We start from the raw sequence: 19,405 nt of genomic DNA on the forward strand, positions 1-19,405 counted from the left end.
ACATCAGATCGGCTACGCCCGTTCGTAGGCGGCGGAAGCCGCTCGCGCGCCAAACCTGCGGCGTCACGCCGCGGGCTTCGCCACCGCTTCGTCGTTCGACAGCAGGTGCAACAGCGCGCTGCGGATAGCGGCCTGGCGGGTCGGCGCGGCGATCTGTGCGCCCAGCAGGTCCGTGACATAGAACACGTCGCGGGCGCGCTCGCCGAAGGTCGCGACATGGGCGGAGGCGATGTTGAGGTTGAGCTTCGATAGCGTCGTGGTCAGCTGGTAGAGCAGGCCGGGCCGGTCGAGGCCGGAGACCTCGATCACGGTGTAGAGCTCCGACCACTGGTTGTTGATGCTGACTTCCGGCTCGACCACGAAGGCTTTGTTGATCTTGGTCCGGCTCGAGCGCCGCGCCACCGCCTCGGGCAGCCGCAGCTTGCCTTCGAGCACGTCCTCGATCATCTCGCCAATGCGGGTCGCGCGCCGGCCCTCGTCCTCGTCGCGGTCGTATTCCCTCGAGATCGCGATGGTGTCGAGCGCGCGGCCGTCGGTGGTGGTATAGATCTGCGCGTCGACGATGTTGGCGCCGGCGGATGCGCAGGCGCCTGCGATGATCGAGAGCAGCCACGGGTGGTCCATCGCAAAGATGGTGAGCTCGGTGACACCGCGCGCCTCGTCGAAGCCGACATTGATCGCGAGCTTGTGGCCGGCGTCCTCGCTTGCCTTGATGAACCGGGCCTGGCGAATCTTGCGTGGCAGGTCGACCTTGAGCCAGTAGGCCGGGTAATGCCGGCCGATGTAAGCGCTGACGTCGGCCTCGCTCCATTCGGTGAAGGCGTTGCGGAACTCGGCCTGCGCTGCAGCAAGGCGGCGGGCGCGGTTCACCTCCGAGAAGCCGCCGGTGAGCACCGGCTCGGTCTCATAATAAAGAGAGCGCAACAGCTGCGCCTTCCAGCCGTTCCACACGCCGGGGCCGACACCGCGGATGTCGGCGGTGGTCAGGATGGTCAGAAGCTTCATCTGCTCGACCGACTGCACGACGGCTGCGAAATTCTCGATGGTGCGGCGGTCGGAGAGGTCGCGCGATTGGGCCACCGTCGACATGGTCAGGTGCTCTTCGATCAGCCAGGCCACGAGCTCGGTATCGGCGGCGGAGAAGCCGAGCCGCGGGCACAGCCGCCGCGCCACCTTGGCGCCGGCAATCGAATGGTCTTCGGGCCGGCCCTTGGCGATGTCATGCAGCAGCGTCGTGATGTAGATCACCGAACGGTGCTCGGGCCTGATCTTGCGCATCAGGTCGCTCGCCAGCGTGAACTCGTCGTTGCCGCCGCGCTCGATCTCCTGCAAAAAGCCGATGCAGCGGATCAGGTGCTCGTCCACCGTATAGTGGTGGTACATGTTGAACTGCATCATCGACACGATGCGGCCGAAGGCGCGGATGAAATGGCCGAGCACGCCGGTCTCGTTCATCCGCCGCAGCACGATTTCCGCGTCGTTGGAGGTGAGGATCTCCATGAACAGGCGGTTGGCTTCCGGATTCTCACGCAGCTCCTGGTTCACGAGCTTGAGCGAGCGGGTCACCATGCGCATCGCGTCGGGATGGAACGCGAGGTTGTTCTTTTGCGCCAGCCGAAAGATCCGGATCATGTTGACCGGATCATGCTTGAACACGTCGGGGGCGGCGAGATTGATGCGGTTGTTGTCGACGATGAAGTCGTCGGAATCAGGCACCCTCCGCCGGGTCACGTTGGGGCGGAAGCGCGCCATCATGCGGCTGAGCACCGGCGCGGGCTTGGCCTGCTGGTCCTCCAGCTTGGCGCAGAGGATGGCGGTGAGGTTGCCGACTTCCTTGGCGATCAGGAAGTAGTGCTTCATGAAGCGCTCGACGTCCTGCATGCCGGGATGGCTGGTGTAACCAAGACGGATCGCGATCTCGCGCTGCAGGTCGAAGCTCAGCCGCTCCTCAGGTCGCCCGGTGACGAAGTGCAGATTGCAGCGCACCGACCACAGGAAGTCGGCGCAGCGACGGAAGGTGCGGTATTCCTGCGCATCGAACACGCCGCGCTCGAGCAGCTCCTCGGTCTCGCGCACCCGGTAAACATATTTGGCGATCCAGAACAGCGTGTGGAGGTCGCGCAAGCCGCCTTTGCCGTCCTTCACATTCGGCTCGACCAGATAGCGCGATTGTCCGGCACGGCGGTGCCGCTCCTCACGCTCGGCGAGTTTGGCCGTCACGAACTCGGCCGCGGTGCCCTGCACCACTTCCTTATCGAAGCGCGAGACCAGTTCGTCGTAGAGCGGCTTGTCGCCGGTGAGGAAGCGCGTCTCCAGGATCGCGGTGCGGATGGTCATGTCGCCGCGCGCCTGGCGGATCGATTCATCGACCGAGCGCGTGGCGTGGCCGACCTTCAGGCCCATGTCCCATAGGCAATAAAGAATGGCTTCGGCGACCTGCTCGCCCCAGGCGGTCTGCTTGTAGGGCAGGATGAAGAGCAGATCGATGTCGCTTTCCGGCGCCATCAGGCCGCGGCCATAGCCGCCGGTCGCGACCACCGCCATGCGCTCGGCGCCGGAGGGGATCGGTGAGCGGTAAAGATGACGGGTCGCGGCCGCAAACAGGATGCGGATGATCTCGTCCTGCACGAAGCAGAGCCGCTCGGCGCAGCGCCGTCCGTGCCGATCCCTGAGCAGTGTGGCCTGGGCTGCCGCGCACGCTGCGACCAGCTCGCCTTTCAGCAGCTGCGCCATCGAGGTGCGGAAGATGTCCTCGTGTCCGGCATGCTGCTCGGCCAGTGCATCGATCGCCGCGGTGACACGGGCGGTGTCGAAAAAGGTGGCGTCTGCTGCTCGGTTAGGCTCGGCTACCAGATTGTCCATGATCTCACCGGATACCGGACCCCGCCCGCCCTGTCACGAAACATTCCGGTGTTGCGCAAATTCCATGCTGGATTTCGCGGTGCTGACAGCAATTCTGTTCTCGTCGGGGGGACTGAGGGAGTGCGGATTTTCTCGTTGACGCGAGTGCTTAACATATTGAAAGAAAAGCCAGTTTTTAAGGGAGGTGGATATGCATATTTTATCGCGTCGCAGGTTGGTCGCGGGCCTTGCAGCTGCAATGTTGATGCCGATCGGCGCGCGCGCGGCCGAACCACTCAGGGAGATCCGCATCGACTGGGCGACCTACAACCCGGTGTCGCTGGTCTTGAAGCAGAAAGGGCTCCTGGAGCAGGAGTTCGCCAAGGACGGCATCAGCATCGTCTGGGTGCAGTCGGCCGGTTCCAACAAGGCGCTGGAGTTCCTCAATGCGGGCTCGATCGATTTCGGCTCGACTGCGGGCTCGGCGGCACTGGTCGCCAGGATCAACGGCAACCCGATCAAGTCGATCTATGTCTATTCGCGGCCCGAATGGACCGCGCTTGTTACGACCAAGGATTCGAAGATCGCAGATGTTGCGGACCTGAAGGGCAAGCGTGTCGCGGTCACCCGCGGCACCGATCCGCACATCTTCCTGGTCCGCGCGCTGCTGGGTGCGGGCTTGACCGAGAAGGACATCACGCCGGTGTTGCTCCAGCACGCCGACGGCAAGACCGCGCTGATCCGCGGCGATGTCGATGCCTGGGCGGGGCTCGACCCGATGATGGCGCAGGCCGAAATCGAGGACGGCGCCAGGCTGTTCTACCGCAAGGCCGACGCCAACACCTGGGGCATTCTCAATGTACGCGAGCAGTTCCTGAAGGACTATCCGGACATCGTTCGCCGCGTGCTCGCGACCTACGAAGAGGCACGCAAATATTCGCTGGCGAATTACGACGACCTGAAGAAGACGTTCATAGCGGCGACAAAACTTCCCGACGCAGTCGTCGACAAGCAGCTCAAGGAGCGCACCGAGCTGACCCACAGCCGCATCGGCGCGCCGCAGCGCGAGTCGATCCTGGAAGCGGGATTGGCCTTGCAGAAGGCCGGCGTCATCGACGCCAAGGTCGAGGTCAAGGCGGCGCTGGATGCGCTGATCGACGACCAGGTGCCGCTGCCGACGAATTGACGCAGGCGTCCGAACAACACTCGTCGCCCCGGCGTAGGCCGGGGCCCATAGCCACAAAACCAAGTTTTGCGAAGGCTGGACGACCATGCTGCTCGACAGGCCCGCCTGGGATTATTGGGCCCGGCCGTTGCCGGGACGACAGCGGAACGGGGACGCCGGCTGAGCGGTCGGCGGCACCTTGCAATCCTCACACGAGAAGCGTCTTGCTATGGGCATGACTGTTGAGCTGCCGACCACCGGGCAAATCGAAGCGGGCACCCAAGTCGCACCGCTTGCACGTCTGCGTCGCTATTTGCGGCCCTTGCTCGGCCTGCTGTTGCCGCTCGCGCTCGCCGCCGGCTGGGAGCTGACCGTCTGGCTCGGTTTCTCCAGCGGCCGTCTCGTGCCACCGCCCTCGAAGGTCTTCGCAACCATTGGCGAGCTCGCCCGCAGCGGGGAGCTGTCCCGGCACATCTGGGTGACGCTGTGGCGTGTCGCCTCCGGCTTTGCGCTCGGGGTGATCGCGGGCACGATCATGGGCGCGATTTCAGGCTATTGGGGACTGGCGCGGCGGCTGCTCGATCCCACCGTGCAGGCGCTGCGTGCGATCCCCTCCATCGCCTGGGTGCCGCTGTTCATCCTCTGGCTCGGCATTTTCGAGACGTCGAAAGTCGCGCTGATTGCGGTCGGGGTGTTCTTCCCGGTGTATCTCGGCGTGATGGGCGCGATCCTGTCCGTCGACCGCAAGATCGTCGAGGTGGGTCGCATCTTCCGCCTGTCTGGACCGGCGATGATCCGCCGCATTCTTCTTCCTGCGGTGCTGCCGGCCTATGTGCTGGCACTGCGCGTCGGGCTTGGCCTTGGCTGGATGTTCGTGGTTGCCGCCGAGTTCATGGGCGCTTCCGAAGGTCTCGGCTATCTCCTGATCGACGGCCAGCAGCTCGGCAAGCCGGCGCAGATCGTGGCTGCCATCGTCATCTTCGCCATTCTCGGCAAGGCGACCGATTGGCTGCTCGAAATCGCGACTGCGCCGCTCTTGCGCTGGCAGGACGCCTTCAGCCGTCAGGCAGGAGGCGCGTGATGCTGGCGCTCGAGCGGGTCGGCAAGACCTATCCCAACGGCGTGCATGCGCTGGAACGTTTCTCCGCCGAGATCGGCCAGGGCGAGATCGTCGCCATCATCGGCGGCTCCGGCTGCGGCAAGTCGACGCTGCTGCGTGCCATCGCGGGGCTCGATCCCGCCAGCACGGGCAAGGTGAGCCTCGATGCCATCGCGATCTCCGCGCCGCATGAAAAGATCGGCATCATCTTCCAGGAGCCGCGGCTACTACCGTGGCTGAGCGTGGCCGACAATATCGGCTTCGGCCTGTCCGATTTGCCCGCTGACATCAGGCGCGAGAAGGTTGCGAAAGCACTGGCGCGCGTCGGCCTTGCCGAGAAGGCAAAGGCTTGGCCGCGCGAGCTCTCCGGCGGCCAGGCCCAGCGGGTCGCAATTGCCCGCGCGCTGGTGCCGCAGCCCGAAGTGCTGCTTCTCGACGAGCCGTTCTCGGCGCTCGATGCCTTCACCCGGCGCGATCTGCAGGACCATCTGCTCGACCTCTGGGCGGACACGCGCCCGACGCTGATCCTGGTGACGCATGATGTCGAGGAGGCCGTGGCGCTCGCCGACCGCGTGCTGGTGATGCGGCCTCGGCCGGGCCGGTTGTTCGAGGCGATCAACATCAACCTGGCGCGACCGCGCGACCGCAACTCGACCCTGTTCGACGATTTCAAGCGCCATGTGCTGACCTCGCTCGACCGCTCGCTGGACCGCACTGTGCCCGACGCGCATGGCCGCTCCGACCAGGGCGCGGCGATGTGGTGGTGACACGCAAGCGCCAATTGGCTACACCCGCCAAGCAATAACTCCCGGGAGAGAACCATGGACGCCGCTGCTCTTCGCGCGATGCAGGCTCCGATCAAGGAGCGCTACAAGTCCGAGCCTCAGGCCGCGCTGATCACGCTGAAAGCCAAGGGCTCGACCGACAGTGACGGCATCGCCTGCAAGCTCGAGACCGGCCGCGCGCTCGCGGTCGCAGGGCTTCATCCGGCCACCGGCGGGTCCGGGCTCGAGCTCTGCTCCGGCGACATGCTGCTGGAGGCGCTGGTCGCCTGCGCCGGCGTGACGCTGAAATCGGTCGCGACCGCGATCGATGTGCCGCTAAAGCAGGGTCTCGTCTTCGCCGAGGGCGATCTGGATTTTCGCGGCACGCTTGGCGTCGACAAGGAGGCCCCGGTCGGCTTTCGCGAAATCCGCCTGCGCTTCGATGTCGACACCGACGCGCCGCAGGACAAGCTCGATCTGCTCCTCAAGCTCACCGAGCGCTATTGCGTGGTGTATCAGACCATCAAGAACGGGCCGAAGGTTTCGGTTTCGATGCAGCGGATCTAGTCTTTCACCCGTCCCTGGAGGGGCGGGTGACAAGTCAGGCAATGTCCTCCCACCTCATCTTCACCTTTTCGCTTGTGCTGCGCATGGTCGTCGCCGCGGCCTTCGTGGTGTCGGCGTCCTTCATTGCCGAGCGCACGGGTCCTGTGATCGGCGCGCTGGTGGCGACGCTGCCGATCTCGGCGGGGCCGTCCTATGTGTTCCTCGCGCTCGATCATGACGCGGCCTTCATCGCGCAGGGCGCGCTGGCGAGCCTGCCGGTGAATGCGGCGACGATATTTCTCGGGCTGACCTATGTGCTGCTAGCGCAGCGCCATGGGCTGCTGGTCAGTGTCGGGTCCGCGCTCGTGGTGTGGTTTTCGCTCGCAGCACTGTTGCGCTCGTTCGATCTGTCGCTCGCGGGTGGCCTGATTGCGAATGCAATCGCGTTTGCTATCTGCATTCCGCTGATGCGGCGCTATGCCCATGTGAAAATGCCGCTGATCACGCGCCGCTGGTACGACATTCCCTTCCGCGCCTCGCTGGTGGCGGTGCTGGTCGCGACCGTGGTGACGCTGTCGGGCCGCGTCGGGCCTTCGATCACCGGGATCATGGCGTTGTTTCCGGTGGTGTTCACCAGCCTGATGCTGATCCTGCACCCGCGCATCGGCGGGCCGCCGACAGCCGCGGTGCTCGCCAACAGCGGCTGGGGCCTGCTGGGGTTTGGGCTCGCGATCGCGGTGCTGCATGTCGCCGTGCTGCGTTTCGGCTCGGCGATGGGGCTGAGCCTCGCGCTCGCGACCTGCATCTTCTGGAATCTGGCGCTGTGGTGGAGTGGGCGGCGAAAGGTGGCGGGGGTGAAGTGATGCCGTCATTCCAGGGCGATGCGTAGCATCGCGCTATGGTGCGCAATTGAGCACCGGAGAATCTCGAGATTCCAGATTCGCCTCTGCGAGGCGCCCGGAATGACAGGGCTCACCCCTTCGGCAATTTCGCCTTCAGCGCATAGAGCGCATCCAGCGCCTCGCGCGGGGTCATCTCGTCCGGGTGCAGCGCCTTCACTGCCGCGATCAGTTGCTCCGCTTCGCTCGGCAGGGCGGCTTCGGCGGCGGCGCGGGAGGGGACGGCAAACAGGGGCAGATCGTCGGCGAGGGCGCGGGCGGTCTGGCCACGGTCTTGCGCCTCGAGCTTTGCCAGCACCGATTTGGCGCGCGCGATGACAGGCGGGGGCAGGCCGGCGAGCCGCGCGACCTGGATGCCGTAGGAGCGGTCGGCCGAGCCGGGCAGTACCTCGTGCAGGAACACCACGTCGCCCTGCCATTCCTTCACCCGCACCGTCGCATTGAACAGGCGCGGCAGTTTTACCGAGAGTGCGGTCAGCTCGTGATAGTGGGTGGCAAACAGCGTGCGGCAGCGGTTGGTCTCCTGCAGATGCTCGATCGCGGCCCAGGCGATGGAGAGGCCGTCGAAGGTCGCCGTGCCGCGGCCGATCTCGTCCAGAATCACCAACGCACGCTCACCCGCCTGGTTCAGGATCGCCGCGGTCTCGACCATCTCGACCATGAAGGTGGAGCGGCCGCGCGCGAGATCGTCCGCGGCTCCCACGCGCGAGAACAGCCGGTCGACAATGCCGATGCGGGCGCGGCTTGCCGGCACGAAGGCGCCGATCTGCGCGAGCAGCGCAATCAGGGCGTTCTGGCGCAGGAAGGTCGATTTACCCGCCATGTTAGGGCCGGTCACCAGCCAGATCTGGCCGGATTTTTGCGCGGGCGCCGGCGACAGGTCGCAATTATTGGCGATGAATGGCGCACCGTCGCGCTTCAAGGCCTGCTCGACCACGGGATGGCGGCCTCCTTCGATGGCAAAACCGAGCGAGCCATCGACCTCCGGGCGGACGTAATTGTCGTCGATGGCAAGTTTCGCCAAGGCGGTCGCGACGTCGAGCAGCGCGAAGGCGTGAGCTGCCGCGCGCAAATCCTCGGCCGCGGTGAGCGCCTTTGCGGTCAGCCGCTCGAAAATCTCGAGCTCGAGGTTGAGCGCGCGCTCGCCGGCGTTCGCTATCTTGGCCTCGGTCTCGCCAAGCTCGGCGGTGGTGAAACGCACCTGGCCTGCCAGGGTCTGGCGGTGGATGAAGGTCGCGTTCAGCGGCGCCGACATCAGCTTGTCGCCGTGCTGCGCGGTGACCTCGACAAAATAACCCAGCACATTGTTGTGCCGGATTTTCAGACCCTTGACGCCGGTCTCGTCGGCATAGCGTGCCTGCATCGCCGCGACGACGAGGCGGGAGGCGTCACGCAGCGATCGGGCCTCGTCAAGCGCGGCCTCATAGCCTTCGCGCACAAAACCGCCGTCGCGCTTGACCAGCGGCAGCTGTTCGGCGAGCGCCCGCTCGAACTCGGCTGCCAGCTTGCGTGAGGGGCTGCGCAGCGCCTCGATCACGGCGACGACCTCCTGCGGCGGCTGCTCGAGCTCGCCGAGTTTCGCCAGCGCCTGGTCGGCTGCCAGAATGCCGTCGCGAAGGCCAGCGAGATCGCGCGGTCCGCCGCGGCCGACCGACAATCGCGCCAGTGCGCGCGACATGTCGGGCGCGCCGCGCAGGATAGAGCGGATGTCTTCGCGAGTCGCGTGGTCGGCGACAAAGCAGGCGACCGCGTCCAACCGGCGCGCGATCTGCGCGGCATCGGTGAGCGGCGCGGCCAGCCGCTGCGCCAGCAGCCGCGAGCCTGCCGGCGTCACGGTGCAGTCGATGGCGTCGAGCAGCGAGCCGCGACGCTCGCCTGCGAGCGTGCGGGTCAGCTCGAGATTGGCGCGGGTGGCCGGATCGATCGCCATGGTGGTTCCGGTCGCCTCGCGCGCGGGCGGCGACAGCGGCGGCCGCTTTCCAACTTGCGTGCGGTCGATATAGGTGACAGCGGCGGCTGCGGCGGTGGCTTCCAGCCGCGACATTGCGGCGAGGCCATCCATGGTGGCGACGGCGAAATAATCGCAGAGGCGCCGCTCGGCGGTCGCGCTGTCGAAGACGTCGCGGGTCAGCGGCGTCACCGCCGGCAATTCGCGCAACACCGGCCCGAGCTCGGTGTCCCCATACAGCGCGTCGGTGACGATCGCCTCATTGGGGTTGATGCGCGCCAGCGTCGCCTGCAATTCGGTCACCGAGCACTCGGTGACCATGAATTCGGAGGTCGAAATATCGATCCAGGCGAGCCCGAAGCGGTCGCCGCCGTGCGAGGCCCGCGCGCGCGCAATCGCCAGCAAATAATTATTGGCGCGGGCGTCGAGCAGCGTGTCCTCGGTCAGGGTGCCCGGCGTGACCAGCCGCACCACGTCGCGTTTGACCACGCTCTTGTTGCCGCGGGCGCGCGCCGTGGCCGGGTCCTCCATCTGCTCGCACACCGCGACCCGAAAGCCTTTGGCGATCAGCCGGTGCAGATAGTCGTCCGACCGCTCCACCGGCACGCCGCACATCGGGATGTCCATGCCCTGATGCTTGCCGCGCTTGGTCAGCATGATGCCGAGCGCCTTGGAGGCGATCTCGGCGTCGTCGAAGAACAATTCGTAGAAATCACCCATCCGGTAGAACAGAAGCAGCCCCGGATGAGCCGTCTTGATTTCAAGGTACTGTTCCATCATCGGCGTGACGCGCGCTGCAGGTTCTGCGGCGGCGGCCGGCTCAGGCTGTTCGGCTTCGGGCGGGGTGACGGAGGGCTGGGCGGTCATGGGAGGCGCAAACTAGCCAATTTCGCAAGGTGGTCCTACCGCTTTGCAGGAGGGATCAGGGTTTTCCACGTCCCAAGACCCATCAGGGCCACATGATGGGTCTTGACGGCCCCGCTTCAATTCCGAAGCGAGCTGCAAAACCGTCAATTGACCTCCCCGGGGGTCGCTCCTAAAACTCGCCATCAATTGAGGCCGGATCCGGCATTGAGGGAGAGAACAGATGGGTGATGTCTTCGTTTGCGATGCCGTTAGAACCCCGATTGGCCGTTTTGGCGGCTCGCTCGCCAAGGTGCGCGCCGACGATCTGGCCGCGGCCCCGATCAAGGCGCTGATGGCCAAACACCCCAAGCTCGACTGGGCTTCGCTCGATGAGGTGTTCTTCGGCTGCGCCAACCAGGCCGGCGAGGACAACCGCAACGTGGCGCGCATGGCGCTGTTGCTGGCGGGGCTCCCTGACTCGGTTCCCGGTCAGACGCTCAACCGTCTCTGCGCATCCGGCCTCGATGCGGTGGGTGCCGCGGGGCGCGCCATCCGCGCCGGCGAGATCGATTTTGCGATTGCCGGCGGCGTGGAATCCATGACACGGGCGCCCTTCGTGATGGGCAAGGCGGCGGAAGCATTTTCGCGCTCGGCCGACATTTTCGACACCACCATCGGCTGGCGCTTCATCAATCCGCTGATGAAGCAGCAATACGGCGTCGATGCCATGCCGGAGACCGGTGAGAACGTCGCCGAGGAATTCCAGATCTCGCGCGCCGATCAGGATGCGTTCGCGATCCGCTCCCAGCAGCGCGCGGGTGCCGCCATCGCCTCGGGCTTCTTCGCCGAGGAAATTACTCCGGTCACGGTGCCCGGCGGCAAGGCCGGCCCGATCACGGTCGACAAGGACGAGCATCCGCGCCCCGAGACCACGCTGGAAGGCCTCGCCAAGCTCAAGCCGATCGTGCGCAATCCCGGCACGGTGACCGCCGGCAATGCGTCGGGTGTCAATGACGGTGCAGCGGCGTTGATCCTCGCCTCGGAAGCGGCGGTGAAAAAGCATGGCCTCACCCCGCGCGCCCGCATCCTCGGGCTCGCATCCGCCGCAGTGCCGCCGCGCATCATGGGCATCGGGCCAGTGCCGGCGACGCGCAAGCTGATGGAGCGGCTGGGCAAGAAGATCTCGGATTTCGACCTGATCGAGCTCAATGAAGCCTTCGCCTCCCAGGGCATTGCCTGCCTGCGCCAGCTCGGGGTCAAGGAAGACGCCGACTTCGTCAATCCGCATGGCGGCGCGATCGCGCTCGGCCACCCGCTCGGCATGAGCGGAGCGCGGTTGGCGCTGACCGCCGTGCACGGCATGGAAAAGCGCGGCGGCAAGCTCGCGCTGGCGACGATGTGCGTCGGCGTCGGCCAGGGCGTCGCGGTCGCGATCGAGAAGTTGAACTGAAATGACAATTCGGGAGCGCCCTGGGGCGCTTTTCCGGATTAGTTATATCACACAATAATCGGGACAATGGTAACGGGCCCCGGCTCTTTGGGGTTCCCTTGGGGCCCGGAAGGAGTTCGCCATGACGTTCGTCTATCCCGTCAAAAGCAACGACGCGCATCCGGCGCCGCTGTCGCCCGAGTACAAAAGCTCGATCAAGCGTGCGCCCTCGAGGCCCTTGATCCCGATGCGCCACACGCTGTCGGAGCTGACCGGCCCGGTCTACGGCCATGAAACGGTGCGGCCCGGAGACGCTGATCTCACCACCATGCACAAGGGCGAACCCTTGGGCGAACGCATCATCGTGCACGGCCATGTGCTTGACGAGGACGGCCGCGGCGTGCCCGACACACTGGTCGAACTCTGGCAGGCCAATGCCTGCGGCCGCTACATCCATGTGCGCGATCAGCATCCGGCGCCGCTCGATCCCAACTTCACCGGTGCCGGCCGCACGCAGTCGGATGCATCGGGCTATTACCGCTTCGTTACCATCAAGCCCGGCGCCTACCCCTGGGGCAATCACCACAATGCCTGGCGCCCGGCGCATATCCACTTCTCGGTTTTCGGCCACTCCTTCGTCTCGCGCCTGGTGACGCAAATGTATTTCCCGGGCGATCCGCTGTTTGCGTTCGACCCGATCTTCAACTCGGTCCCGGACGAGAAGGCGCGCTTCCGCATGGTCTCGTCCTTCGATCTCGAAAACACCCAGCCGGAATGGGCGCTGTGCTACCGCTTCAACATCGTGCTGCGCGGCCACAACGCCACGCCAATGGAGACCAAGTAACGTGGCAAGCAAAGCAGAAGGCATCACGCCGTCGCAGACGGTCGGGCCGTTCTTCAAATATGGCCTGACGCCGAACGGTCAGTACGACTGGAACGACGCCTTCACCAACAATCTGATCACGCCGGACGTTTCGGGCGACCGCATCCGCATCGAGGGCCGCGTGTTCGACGGTGACGGTGTTGCCGTTCCCGACTGCATGCTGGAAGTGTGGCAGGCCGATGCGCAGGGGCGTTTCGCCGATCCGCAGGACAAGCGCGCGCTACCGAACGCGGCGTTCAAGGGTTTCGGCCGCTGCGGCACCGACCAGAACGGCGTCTATTCCTTCGACACCATCAAGCCGGGCGTGGTGCCCGATCCCGATGGCAAGCCGCAGGCCCCGCATGTTCTTCTGGCGGTGTTCGGCCGCGGCATGTTGCGGCATCTCTACACGCGGATCTATTTCGCCGACGAGGCGGCCAATGGCGCCGACCCGGTGCTGGCGCTGGTCCCCGCCGACCGCCGCGCCACGCTGATCGCAAGCCGCAAGAGCGATGGCGTCTACACGCTCGACATCCGCCTGCAGGGCGACGGCGAGACGGCGTTTTTCGACGTGTGAGGTTGGAGTCGAACTCGCCACGTTTTCGATCGTCATGGTCGGGACAAGCCCAGCCGTGACGGAGAACGCGGGGGTGGTTACTCCATCACCGCGTGCTGCTCGGCGGCGCCGCTGGCCTGGCTGCGTAGCGCGGCCTTGGTCGAGCCGATCATGATTGCGAGCGGGATCGAGCAGAGGATGAAGATCATCACCAGCTGATAGTCGTGGGCGAAGGCGATGATCTGCGCCTGTAGCGCGACCATCACATCGGCGAGCGCGCGGCCGGCGCTCGAATTCAGATTGATCAGGCGGCTGACATCGGGCATCTGCAGCGCCTGATTGAACGGGCTGATGTGCTCGGACAGGATAGCGTAGGTGCGGCGCGAGCCCTGGGTGAGCTGCGCGATCACGAGGGAGATGCCGATCGAACTCGCGACATTGCGCACCAGGGTCAGGATCGAGGTACCGTCGGTACGCAGATCGTTCGGCAGCGTCATGAACGACACTGTCGAGAGCGGCACGAAGACGAGGCCGAAGCCAAAACCCTGGATGACGCTGACTGTCACGATCTCGGACGCCTGGGTCTGGTCGGTCCATCCCGTCATCTGGAACAGCGACCCCGCGGTAATGATGAGCCCGGTGATGATCAGCGAGCGCGCCTCGAAATAACGCATCAGCCGCCCCACCAGCATCATGGCAAAGAAGGTGCCGAAGCCGCGGCTTGCAAGCAGAAAGCCGGCGCTGATGATGGGGTAGCCGATCACGTTCTGTAAGTAGGGCGAGGCCAGCGCCATGGTCGAGTAGAGCACGAGCCCCATCACCGTCATGAAGATGCAGCCGGTGAGGAAGTTGCGGTCCTTGAACAGCGCGAGCCTCACGAACGGGTTCGAGGTCGTGAAGGAATGCGCGAGGAAATAATAGAAGGCGGCGCCGGCGACGACGAACTCGATGATGATCTCGTTGGATTCCAGCCAGTCGAGCTGCTCGCCGCGATCGAGCGCGAGCTGGAGCGAGCCGATCGCAACCGCCAGTGCGCCGAAGCCGAACCAGTCGAAGCGCCGTTCGTGGTCCTGCTTGGTCTCGTCCATGAAGATGATCAGGCCGAGCACGGTAACGACGCCGAACGGCAGGTTGACGAAGAACACCCAGTGCCAGGAATAGGTCTCGGTGAGCCAGGCGCCGAGCGACGGCCCCATGATCGGGCCCATCATCACGCCCATACCCCAGATCGACATCGCCTTGGCGCGTTCCTGCAGGGTGTAGTAGTCGAGCATAACCGCCTGCGACAGCGGCACCAGCGCAGCACCGAACACGCCCTGTAACAGGCGGAACAGCACCATCTGGTTGATGTCCTGCGCGAGCCCGCACAGCACCGAGGCAACGGTGAAGCCCGCCGAGCAGATGATGAAGGTGCGCTTGCGCCCGAAGCGGTTGGCGATCCAGCCCACCGGCGCGGTCATGATCGCGGCCGCGACGATGTAGGAGGTCAGGACCCAATTGATCTGGTCCTGCGAGGCGGACAGCGAGCCCTGCATATAGGGCAGCGCGACATTGGCGATGGTGGTGTCGAGCGCCTGCATGATGGTGGCGGTCATGGCGCAGATCGTCACCATGTTCCGGCGCATGCCGGGAACCGCCATCGGTGGGTGTGCGGCGCCGGACACGGGCTATTCCGGCTTTGCCGCAGCCGACAAGCCGAGGAGGCCCGCCAGCGTACGCTTGTGGCCGGTGTCGATGGTGGCATAGACGCTCATGCCGGCCTTCAGCTTCTTCACGACGGGATCGCTTTCATCGAAATAGATGCGCACCGGCACGCGCTGCACGACCTTGACGAAATTGCCGGTCGCGTTCTGCGGCGGCAGGATCGCGAACTGTGCGCCGGTGCCCGGCGACAGCGAGCCGACAGAGCCCTTGAACACGTGGTCCGGGAACGCATCGACCTCGAGCGTCACGGGCTGGCCGGTTTCGACATAGGTGAAGTCGCTTTCCTTGGGATTGGCGTCGACCCAGGGATGATCGACGTCGATCACCGAGAACACCGGCGTGCCCGCCGGCACATAGCGTCCCATCTGGATCTGGTCGACCTGGGTGGCGATGCCCGACAGCGGCGCGCGCAGCACCGTGTGGTCGAGATTGCGCTGGGCCACGCCGAGCGCCGCCTTGGCCTGGTAATAGGGCGGGAATTGCTCGATCGGCAGCTCGACATTGCCAAGCAGCTGCGTCTTCGCATTGGAAATCTGCTGCTGCACGAAGGCATATTCCGCCCGCGCGGTGACCAGCGCAGTCGAGGCATTGTCGAGGTCGAGCTGCGAGCCGAAGCTGCTTCTCGCGAGTGTCGACTTGCGCTCGACATCGCGCTGCTTCAGGTCGATGGTCTGCTGCATCAAATCGCCCATCTGCTGGTAGATTTTGATGTTGGCCTGCAGATTGTTGTAGCTGGTGCGCGACTGCTCGAGCGCGGACTTGGCCTGGTCGAGCGCAAGCTGATACGGCTCGGGGTCGATCTCGAACAGCTCATCGCCCTGACTGACGTGCTGGCCTTCCTTCACCACGATCTTGATGATCTTGCCGGCGATGTCGGGCGTGATCAGAACCTTCTGCGCGCCGACATAGGCGTCGTCGGTACCGACATAGCGGCCGCCATTGAGATAGAACGCAAGGCCGCCGACCACGGCGACGATCGGCAGCACGACCAGCAGCAGGAAGCGGCGGTAGCGGCGCAGGCCGGCGAGCAGCCGGCGGCGCGGCTCGGCCGCGAGCTTGGTGCGGGATTGGTCGGGCTTGCCCTTCTGCTCGGGAGGGAATTTGAGGACCGGATCAGCCATAGCGCTGCTCCCTCCTGAGTTGGCCGCCATTGGTGATCTGTACAGCGTTACGCACGTTTTCCTTGATCTGCTCGAGTTGGCCGAGAAGGCGATGCGCGTCCGCGGGATTGATGCCTTCCAGCGCGGTCGCGGTGAGTTCCGATTTCAGGCCACTCATCTTGCCGAGCAGCGCCCGGCCGGCCTTGCGCAAGTAGAGACGATTGACGCGGCGGTCGGTCGCGTCGCTGCGCCGCTCGATCCAGCCGGCGTCGCAGAGCTTGTCGATCAGCCGGGTCAGCGTGATCGGCTGCATTTCCAGGAGCTCTGCGAGTTCCGTCTGCTTCATGCCCTCGCTGCGCTCGACCTTGGCGAGCACCGCCCATTGCGCGCGGGTGATGCCGAAGCGCGCGGCCTCCTTGTCGGCATAGGCGCGCAACAGCCGGTGCAGCTCGCCCAGCGTGAACAGAAAGTTAGCATCCACGGAACCGCGGACCATAAGCTTGGTCTCCAATAAGCCTCGATAATAATAAGCTAGCTTATGATCTTTTCATGGCCCCTTAACAACCCGTTCGACCCGCTCTCAGCACATGGCAGGCATCACCCTGTGCGCGGGCTTTGGGATCGGCGCCCGAAATGCTACAAACTGGCGGCAATGACTCCTGAAAAGCCGGCCTTTCCAGCGCCCGACCACGATCACGACCGCTGCGCCGCGGAAGCGATCACGCATGCCGAGCGGATTTGCGCGCTGCGGGCGCAGAAACTGACCCCAATTCGCCGCCAGGTGCTGCAGGCGCTGCTCGCAAGCCACCGTCCGCTCGGCGCCTATGAGCTGATCGATGCGCTCGCGAAATCAATGCCGCGCCCGGCGCCAATCACGGTCTATCGCGCGCTTGAGTTCCTGATGGCCAATGGCCTTGTCCACCGCATCGAAAGCCGCAACGCCTATCTGGCCTGCGCGCAGTCGCATGACGACGCGGCGATGGTGGCGTTCCTGATCTGCGATCGCTGCGGCGCGGTCGGCGAAATTGCCGCAGCTCCCGTGGCCAAAAGCCTCAATGCGGCGGCGCGGGCCTCGGGCTTTGCGCCCAAACTGTCCGTGCTCGAGATCACAGGCCTCTGCGCCCATTGCCAGCAGGCCGCATGAACAGGATCATCCTGTCATCCCAACGTCCAACGAGAACAAGAAGGGCGCCGCTCAAAGCGCCATCGGGAGAGAAATGGCTTCGAAGCACGTAATTTCATCCGCCGGGCGGCCGTTGAGCCCGGGGGCCATCGCATTGATGCTGATGCTGTGTTTCACATGGGGTTTTAACCAGATCGCGATCAAGCTCGTGCTGCCGGACATCCCGCCGATGCTGCAGGCGGCGATCCGTTCGGCCGGCGCGCTGCCGGTGCTGCTGTTGATCGGCCAATTGCGCGGTGCGAAGATCTTTCAGCGCGACGGCACGCTGGTGCCGGGCCTGGTCGCGGGGGTGATGTTCGGCGTCGAATTCGTGCTGATCTACCAGGGTCTGCGCTTCACCTCGGCGTCGCGCGCGGTGGTGTTTCTCTACACCGCGCCATTTTTCGTGGCGCTCGGCTCCTATCAGGTGCTGGGCGAGCGGCTGGGACCGACCCAATGGGGCGGACTCGCCTTGAGCTTCCTTGGCGTGGCGCTCGCCATCGGGGTTCCGCAGGCCGATGTCGATTCCAGGGTACTGTTGGGCGACCTCATGGTGGTCGGCGGCGGGGCCCTGTGGGCGGCGACAACGCTGGTCGCCAAGGGAACCCGGCTCCGCTTTGCCCCGCCGGAGAAAGCCTTGGGTTATCAGGTCGCGACCTCGATTCCGATCCTGGGGCTTGCGGCCCTGGTGTCCGGGGAGACCATCACCCATCCGCCGGCGATGCAGTCCATTCTGTTAATCGCGTTCCAGGCGATCTGGGTGGTCGGAACCACCTTTACGCTCTGGTTCGCGCTGGTGAAGACCTATTCGGCCAGCAAATTGTCGGCTTTTACCTTCATCACCCCTTTGTTTGGCGTCGTGGCTAGCTATTTCATCATGCATGACCGGCTGAGCCTGGCTTTCGGCGCCGCCGCGCTCCTTGTAATTGCTGGACTTTTCCTGGTTAACCGACCGAGCCCGGTGGTCCGGGAGGCCGCTGATCCGTTGCTGAATGTCACCAAAACCTGATATCGAAGCCCCCATGAACAAGCCCGAGATACTGCCAGATACCGACATCGCCGGCCCCAGGCCGCGGCACACCACGACCCAGGTGATGGTCGGCAACGTCGCCGTCGGCGGCGGCGCCCCGATCGTCGTCCAATCGATGACCAACACCGACACTGCGGATGTGAAAGGCACCGTGGAGCAAGTCGCCGCACTCGCGCGCGCCGGCTCCGAAATGGTGCGCATCACCGTGGACCGGGAAGAGGCGGCGGCTGCCGTTCCCCATATCCGTGATGCCTTGCGCAAGCGCGGCATCACAACGCCGCTGATCGGTGACTTCCATTATATCGGCCACAAGCTGCTCGCCGAATATCCCGATTGCGCGGAAGCGCTCGACAAGTACCGCATCAATCCCGGCAATGTCGGCTTCAAGAACAAGCGCGACACCCAGTTCGCCGACATCATCGAGATCGCGAACAAGAACGACAAGCCGGTCCGTATCGGCGCCAATTGGGGCTCGCTCGACCAGGAGCTGCTCACCAAGCTGATGGACGAGAATACGGCCTCGGCGAACCCACGCGATGCCCGCGCGGTGACCCGCGAGGCCATGGTGCAGTCGGCGTTGTTGTCGGCCGCGCGCGCCCAGGAACTCGGCATGCCCAAGAACAAGATGATCCTGTCGGCGAAGGTGTCCGCCGTGCAGGATCTGATCGCGGTCTACCAGGAGCTGGCGCGCCGTTCCGACTACGCGATCCATCTCGGCCTGACCGAAGCCGGCATGGGCTCGAAGGGTATCGTCGCCTCGTCCGCGGCGCTCGGCATCCTGCTGCAGGACGGCATCGGCGACACCATCCGCATTTCGCTCACGCCTGAGCCGGGCGGTGATCGCACCTTGGAAGTGCAGGTCGCGCAGGAGCTGCTGCAGACCATGGGCTTCCGCACCTTCGTGCCGCTGGTCGCGGCCTGCCCCGGCTGTGGCCGCACCACCTCGACCACCTTCCAGGAGCTGGCGCGCTCGATCCAGGATTTCATCCGCGACGAGATGCCGACCTGGAAAACGAAATACCCCGGCGTCGAGACGCTCAACGTCGCGGTGATGGGCTGCATCGTCAACGGCCCCGGCGAATCCAAGCATGCCAATATCGGCATCTCGCTGCCCGGCACCGGCGAAGCCCCGGCCGCGCCGGTGTTCGTCGACGGCAAGAAGTTCCGTACCCTGCGCGGGCCGAGCATCGCCGCCGACTTCAAGGCGCTGGTGATCGATTACATCGACCAGCGCTACGGCAGCGGCGCCAAGCTGCCCGAAGGCGCGGCGGCGGAGTAATCCTCCCCCTTTCCACGTGTCGTCCCGGCGAAGGCCGGGGCCCATAACCACAGGATCGAGTTGGCGGGCCTTCTTCTGACCCGTCATTGCGAGCGGAGCGAAGCAATCCAGAGCCACGCAGACGACTCTGGATTGCTTCGTCGCTTACGCTCCTCGCAATGACGGCACGGAGCAT

16 protein-coding genes are annotated in these 19,405 nt (G+C 65.0%); 11 read left to right on the forward strand and 5 right to left on the reverse strand.

Translation table 11 applies throughout. The features are described 5' to 3' along the window. Window positions 1-63: 63 nt before the first annotated feature. A complete protein-coding gene (locus A3AI_RS0115660; RefSeq protein ID WP_024516495.1) occupies window positions 64-2,862 on the reverse strand; it encodes a [protein-PII] uridylyltransferase in 2,799 nt (932 codons plus the stop codon). 190 nt (window positions 2,863-3,052) lie between these two features. Here A3AI_RS0115660 and A3AI_RS0115665 point away from each other — a divergent pair, with 190 nt between their 5' ends. The 5 genes from A3AI_RS0115665 to A3AI_RS0115685 all read left to right on the forward strand — a co-directional run bounded on the left by A3AI_RS0115665 (window position 3,053) and on the right by A3AI_RS0115685 (window position 7,278). Then, window positions 3,053-4,027 carry an aliphatic sulfonate ABC transporter substrate-binding protein gene (locus tag A3AI_RS0115665; protein ID WP_024516496.1) on the forward strand — a complete coding sequence of 325 codons (975 nt, stop codon included), beginning with the start codon at window positions 3,053-3,055 and terminating at the stop codon, window positions 4,025-4,027. Between the two features lie 208 nt (window positions 4,028-4,235). Further along, window positions 4,236-5,087, forward strand: coding sequence for an ABC transporter permease (locus tag A3AI_RS0115670; protein ID WP_024516497.1), 852 nt, complete (start codon window positions 4,236-4,238; stop codon window positions 5,085-5,087). Next, window positions 5,087-5,872 carry an ABC transporter ATP-binding protein gene (locus A3AI_RS0115675; RefSeq protein ID WP_024516498.1) on the forward strand — a complete coding sequence of 262 codons (786 nt, stop codon included), beginning with the start codon at window positions 5,087-5,089 and terminating at the stop codon, window positions 5,870-5,872. Before A3AI_RS0115670 ends, A3AI_RS0115675 begins: the two co-directional genes overlap by 1 nt. A gap of 54 nt (window positions 5,873-5,926) precedes the next feature. Beyond that, window positions 5,927-6,436, forward strand: a complete 510-nt coding sequence (locus A3AI_RS0115680) for an OsmC family protein (protein ID WP_024516499.1) — start codon at window positions 5,927-5,929, stop codon at window positions 6,434-6,436. Between the two features lie 41 nt (window positions 6,437-6,477). After that, window positions 6,478-7,278 (forward strand): hypothetical protein, encoded by an 801-nt coding sequence (locus A3AI_RS0115685; protein WP_024516500.1) that lies wholly within the window; start codon window positions 6,478-6,480, stop codon window positions 7,276-7,278. 109 nt (window positions 7,279-7,387) lie between these two features. Here the strand turns inward: A3AI_RS0115685 and mutS are convergent, their stop codons facing one another. Then, on the reverse strand, window positions 7,388-10,129 hold the full coding sequence (mutS, locus tag A3AI_RS0115690) for a DNA mismatch repair protein MutS (RefSeq protein ID WP_024516501.1): 2,742 nt from the start codon (window positions 10,127-10,129) through the stop codon (window positions 7,388-7,390). 220 nt (window positions 10,130-10,349) lie between these two features. Between mutS and pcaF the strand changes: the two genes are divergently transcribed. The 3 genes from pcaF to pcaG all read left to right on the forward strand — a co-directional run bounded on the left by pcaF (window position 10,350) and on the right by pcaG (window position 12,976). Beyond that, entirely contained in the window at window positions 10,350-11,558 is a 1,209-nt protein-coding gene (gene pcaF, locus A3AI_RS0115695; protein WP_024516502.1) for a 3-oxoadipyl-CoA thiolase, read from the forward strand. Window positions 11,559-11,679: 121 nt separating this feature from the next. Beyond that, window positions 11,680-12,381 carry a protocatechuate 3,4-dioxygenase subunit beta gene (gene pcaH, locus A3AI_RS0115700; RefSeq protein WP_024516503.1) on the forward strand — a complete coding sequence of 234 codons (702 nt, stop codon included), beginning with the start codon at window positions 11,680-11,682 and terminating at the stop codon, window positions 12,379-12,381. Window position 12,382: 1 nt separating this feature from the next. Further along, window positions 12,383-12,976, forward strand: coding sequence for a protocatechuate 3,4-dioxygenase subunit alpha (pcaG, locus tag A3AI_RS0115705; RefSeq protein WP_024516504.1), 594 nt, complete (start codon window positions 12,383-12,385; stop codon window positions 12,974-12,976). Between the two features lie 77 nt (window positions 12,977-13,053). Here the strand turns inward: pcaG and A3AI_RS0115710 are convergent, their stop codons facing one another. From A3AI_RS0115710 to A3AI_RS0115720, 3 genes are read right to left on the reverse strand one after another with little or no spacing between them, the layout of a single operon-like run. After that, the gene (locus A3AI_RS0115710) at window positions 13,054-14,595 is read right to left on the reverse strand and encodes an MDR family MFS transporter (protein WP_084800937.1); all 1,542 of its coding nucleotides are present in this window, start codon (window positions 14,593-14,595) and stop codon (window positions 13,054-13,056) included. 27 nt (window positions 14,596-14,622) lie between these two features. Beyond that, window positions 14,623-15,780, reverse strand: a complete 1,158-nt coding sequence (locus A3AI_RS0115715; RefSeq protein ID WP_024516506.1) for an HlyD family secretion protein — start codon at window positions 15,778-15,780, stop codon at window positions 14,623-14,625. Beyond that, window positions 15,773-16,255 (reverse strand): MarR family winged helix-turn-helix transcriptional regulator, encoded by a 483-nt coding sequence (locus A3AI_RS0115720; RefSeq protein WP_024516507.1) that lies wholly within the window; start codon window positions 16,253-16,255, stop codon window positions 15,773-15,775. The genes A3AI_RS0115715 and A3AI_RS0115720 overlap by 8 nt, the downstream gene beginning before the upstream one ends. Before the next feature lie 156 nt (window positions 16,256-16,411). On the opposite strand from A3AI_RS0115720, the gene A3AI_RS0115725 reads away from it, so the two are divergent. The 3 genes from A3AI_RS0115725 to ispG all read left to right on the forward strand — a co-directional run bounded on the left by A3AI_RS0115725 (window position 16,412) and on the right by ispG (window position 19,230). Further along, window positions 16,412-16,903, forward strand: a complete 492-nt coding sequence (locus A3AI_RS0115725; RefSeq protein WP_024516508.1) for a Fur family transcriptional regulator — start codon at window positions 16,412-16,414, stop codon at window positions 16,901-16,903. Between the two features lie 136 nt (window positions 16,904-17,039). Beyond that, complete coding sequence (locus A3AI_RS0115730) at window positions 17,040-17,930, forward strand: DMT family transporter (RefSeq protein WP_502685748.1); 891 nt, start codon at window positions 17,040-17,042, stop codon at window positions 17,928-17,930. Window positions 17,931-17,943: 13 nt separating this feature from the next. After that, on the forward strand, window positions 17,944-19,230 hold the full coding sequence (ispG, locus tag A3AI_RS0115735) for a flavodoxin-dependent (E)-4-hydroxy-3-methylbut-2-enyl-diphosphate synthase (RefSeq protein ID WP_024516510.1): 1,287 nt from the start codon (window positions 17,944-17,946) through the stop codon (window positions 19,228-19,230). Window positions 19,231-19,405 lie beyond the last annotated feature (175 nt).

The sequence above is a fragment of the Bradyrhizobium sp. Tv2a-2 genome, assembly GCF_000472425.1.
Lineage (GTDB): Bacteria > Pseudomonadota > Alphaproteobacteria > Rhizobiales > Xanthobacteraceae > Bradyrhizobium.

Excerpts from the sequence above, each read along its gene's own strand:
- A3AI_RS0115660 (WP_024516495.1), bottom strand. The coding sequence starts at position 2,862 with ATGGACAATCTGGTAGCCGAGCCTAACCGAGCAGCAGACGCCACCTTT.
- A3AI_RS0115665 (WP_024516496.1), top strand. The coding sequence starts at position 3,053 with ATGCATATTTTATCGCGTCGCAGGTTGGTCGCGGGCCTTGCAGCTGCA.
- A3AI_RS0115670 (WP_024516497.1), top strand. The coding sequence starts at position 4,236 with ATGGGCATGACTGTTGAGCTGCCGACCACCGGGCAAATCGAAGCGGGC.
- A3AI_RS0115675 (WP_024516498.1), top strand. The coding sequence starts at position 5,087 with ATGCTGGCGCTCGAGCGGGTCGGCAAGACCTATCCCAACGGCGTGCAT.
- A3AI_RS0115680 (WP_024516499.1), top strand. The coding sequence starts at position 5,927 with ATGGACGCCGCTGCTCTTCGCGCGATGCAGGCTCCGATCAAGGAGCGC.
- A3AI_RS0115685 (WP_024516500.1), top strand. The coding sequence starts at position 6,478 with ATGTCCTCCCACCTCATCTTCACCTTTTCGCTTGTGCTGCGCATGGTC.
- mutS (WP_024516501.1), bottom strand. The coding sequence starts at position 10,129 with ATGACCGCCCAGCCCTCCGTCACCCCGCCCGAAGCCGAACAGCCTGAG.
- pcaF (WP_024516502.1), top strand. The coding sequence starts at position 10,350 with ATGGGTGATGTCTTCGTTTGCGATGCCGTTAGAACCCCGATTGGCCGT.
- pcaH (WP_024516503.1), top strand. The coding sequence starts at position 11,680 with ATGACGTTCGTCTATCCCGTCAAAAGCAACGACGCGCATCCGGCGCCG.
- A3AI_RS0115710 (WP_084800937.1), bottom strand. The coding sequence starts at position 14,595 with ATGGCGGTTCCCGGCATGCGCCGGAACATGGTGACGATCTGCGCCATG.
- A3AI_RS0115715 (WP_024516506.1), bottom strand. The coding sequence starts at position 15,780 with ATGGCTGATCCGGTCCTCAAATTCCCTCCCGAGCAGAAGGGCAAGCCC.
- A3AI_RS0115720 (WP_024516507.1), bottom strand. The coding sequence starts at position 16,255 with ATGGTCCGCGGTTCCGTGGATGCTAACTTTCTGTTCACGCTGGGCGAG.
- A3AI_RS0115725 (WP_024516508.1), top strand. The coding sequence starts at position 16,412 with ATGACTCCTGAAAAGCCGGCCTTTCCAGCGCCCGACCACGATCACGAC.
- A3AI_RS0115730 (WP_502685748.1), top strand. The coding sequence starts at position 17,040 with ATGCTGATGCTGTGTTTCACATGGGGTTTTAACCAGATCGCGATCAAG.
- ispG (WP_024516510.1), top strand. The coding sequence starts at position 17,944 with ATGAACAAGCCCGAGATACTGCCAGATACCGACATCGCCGGCCCCAGG.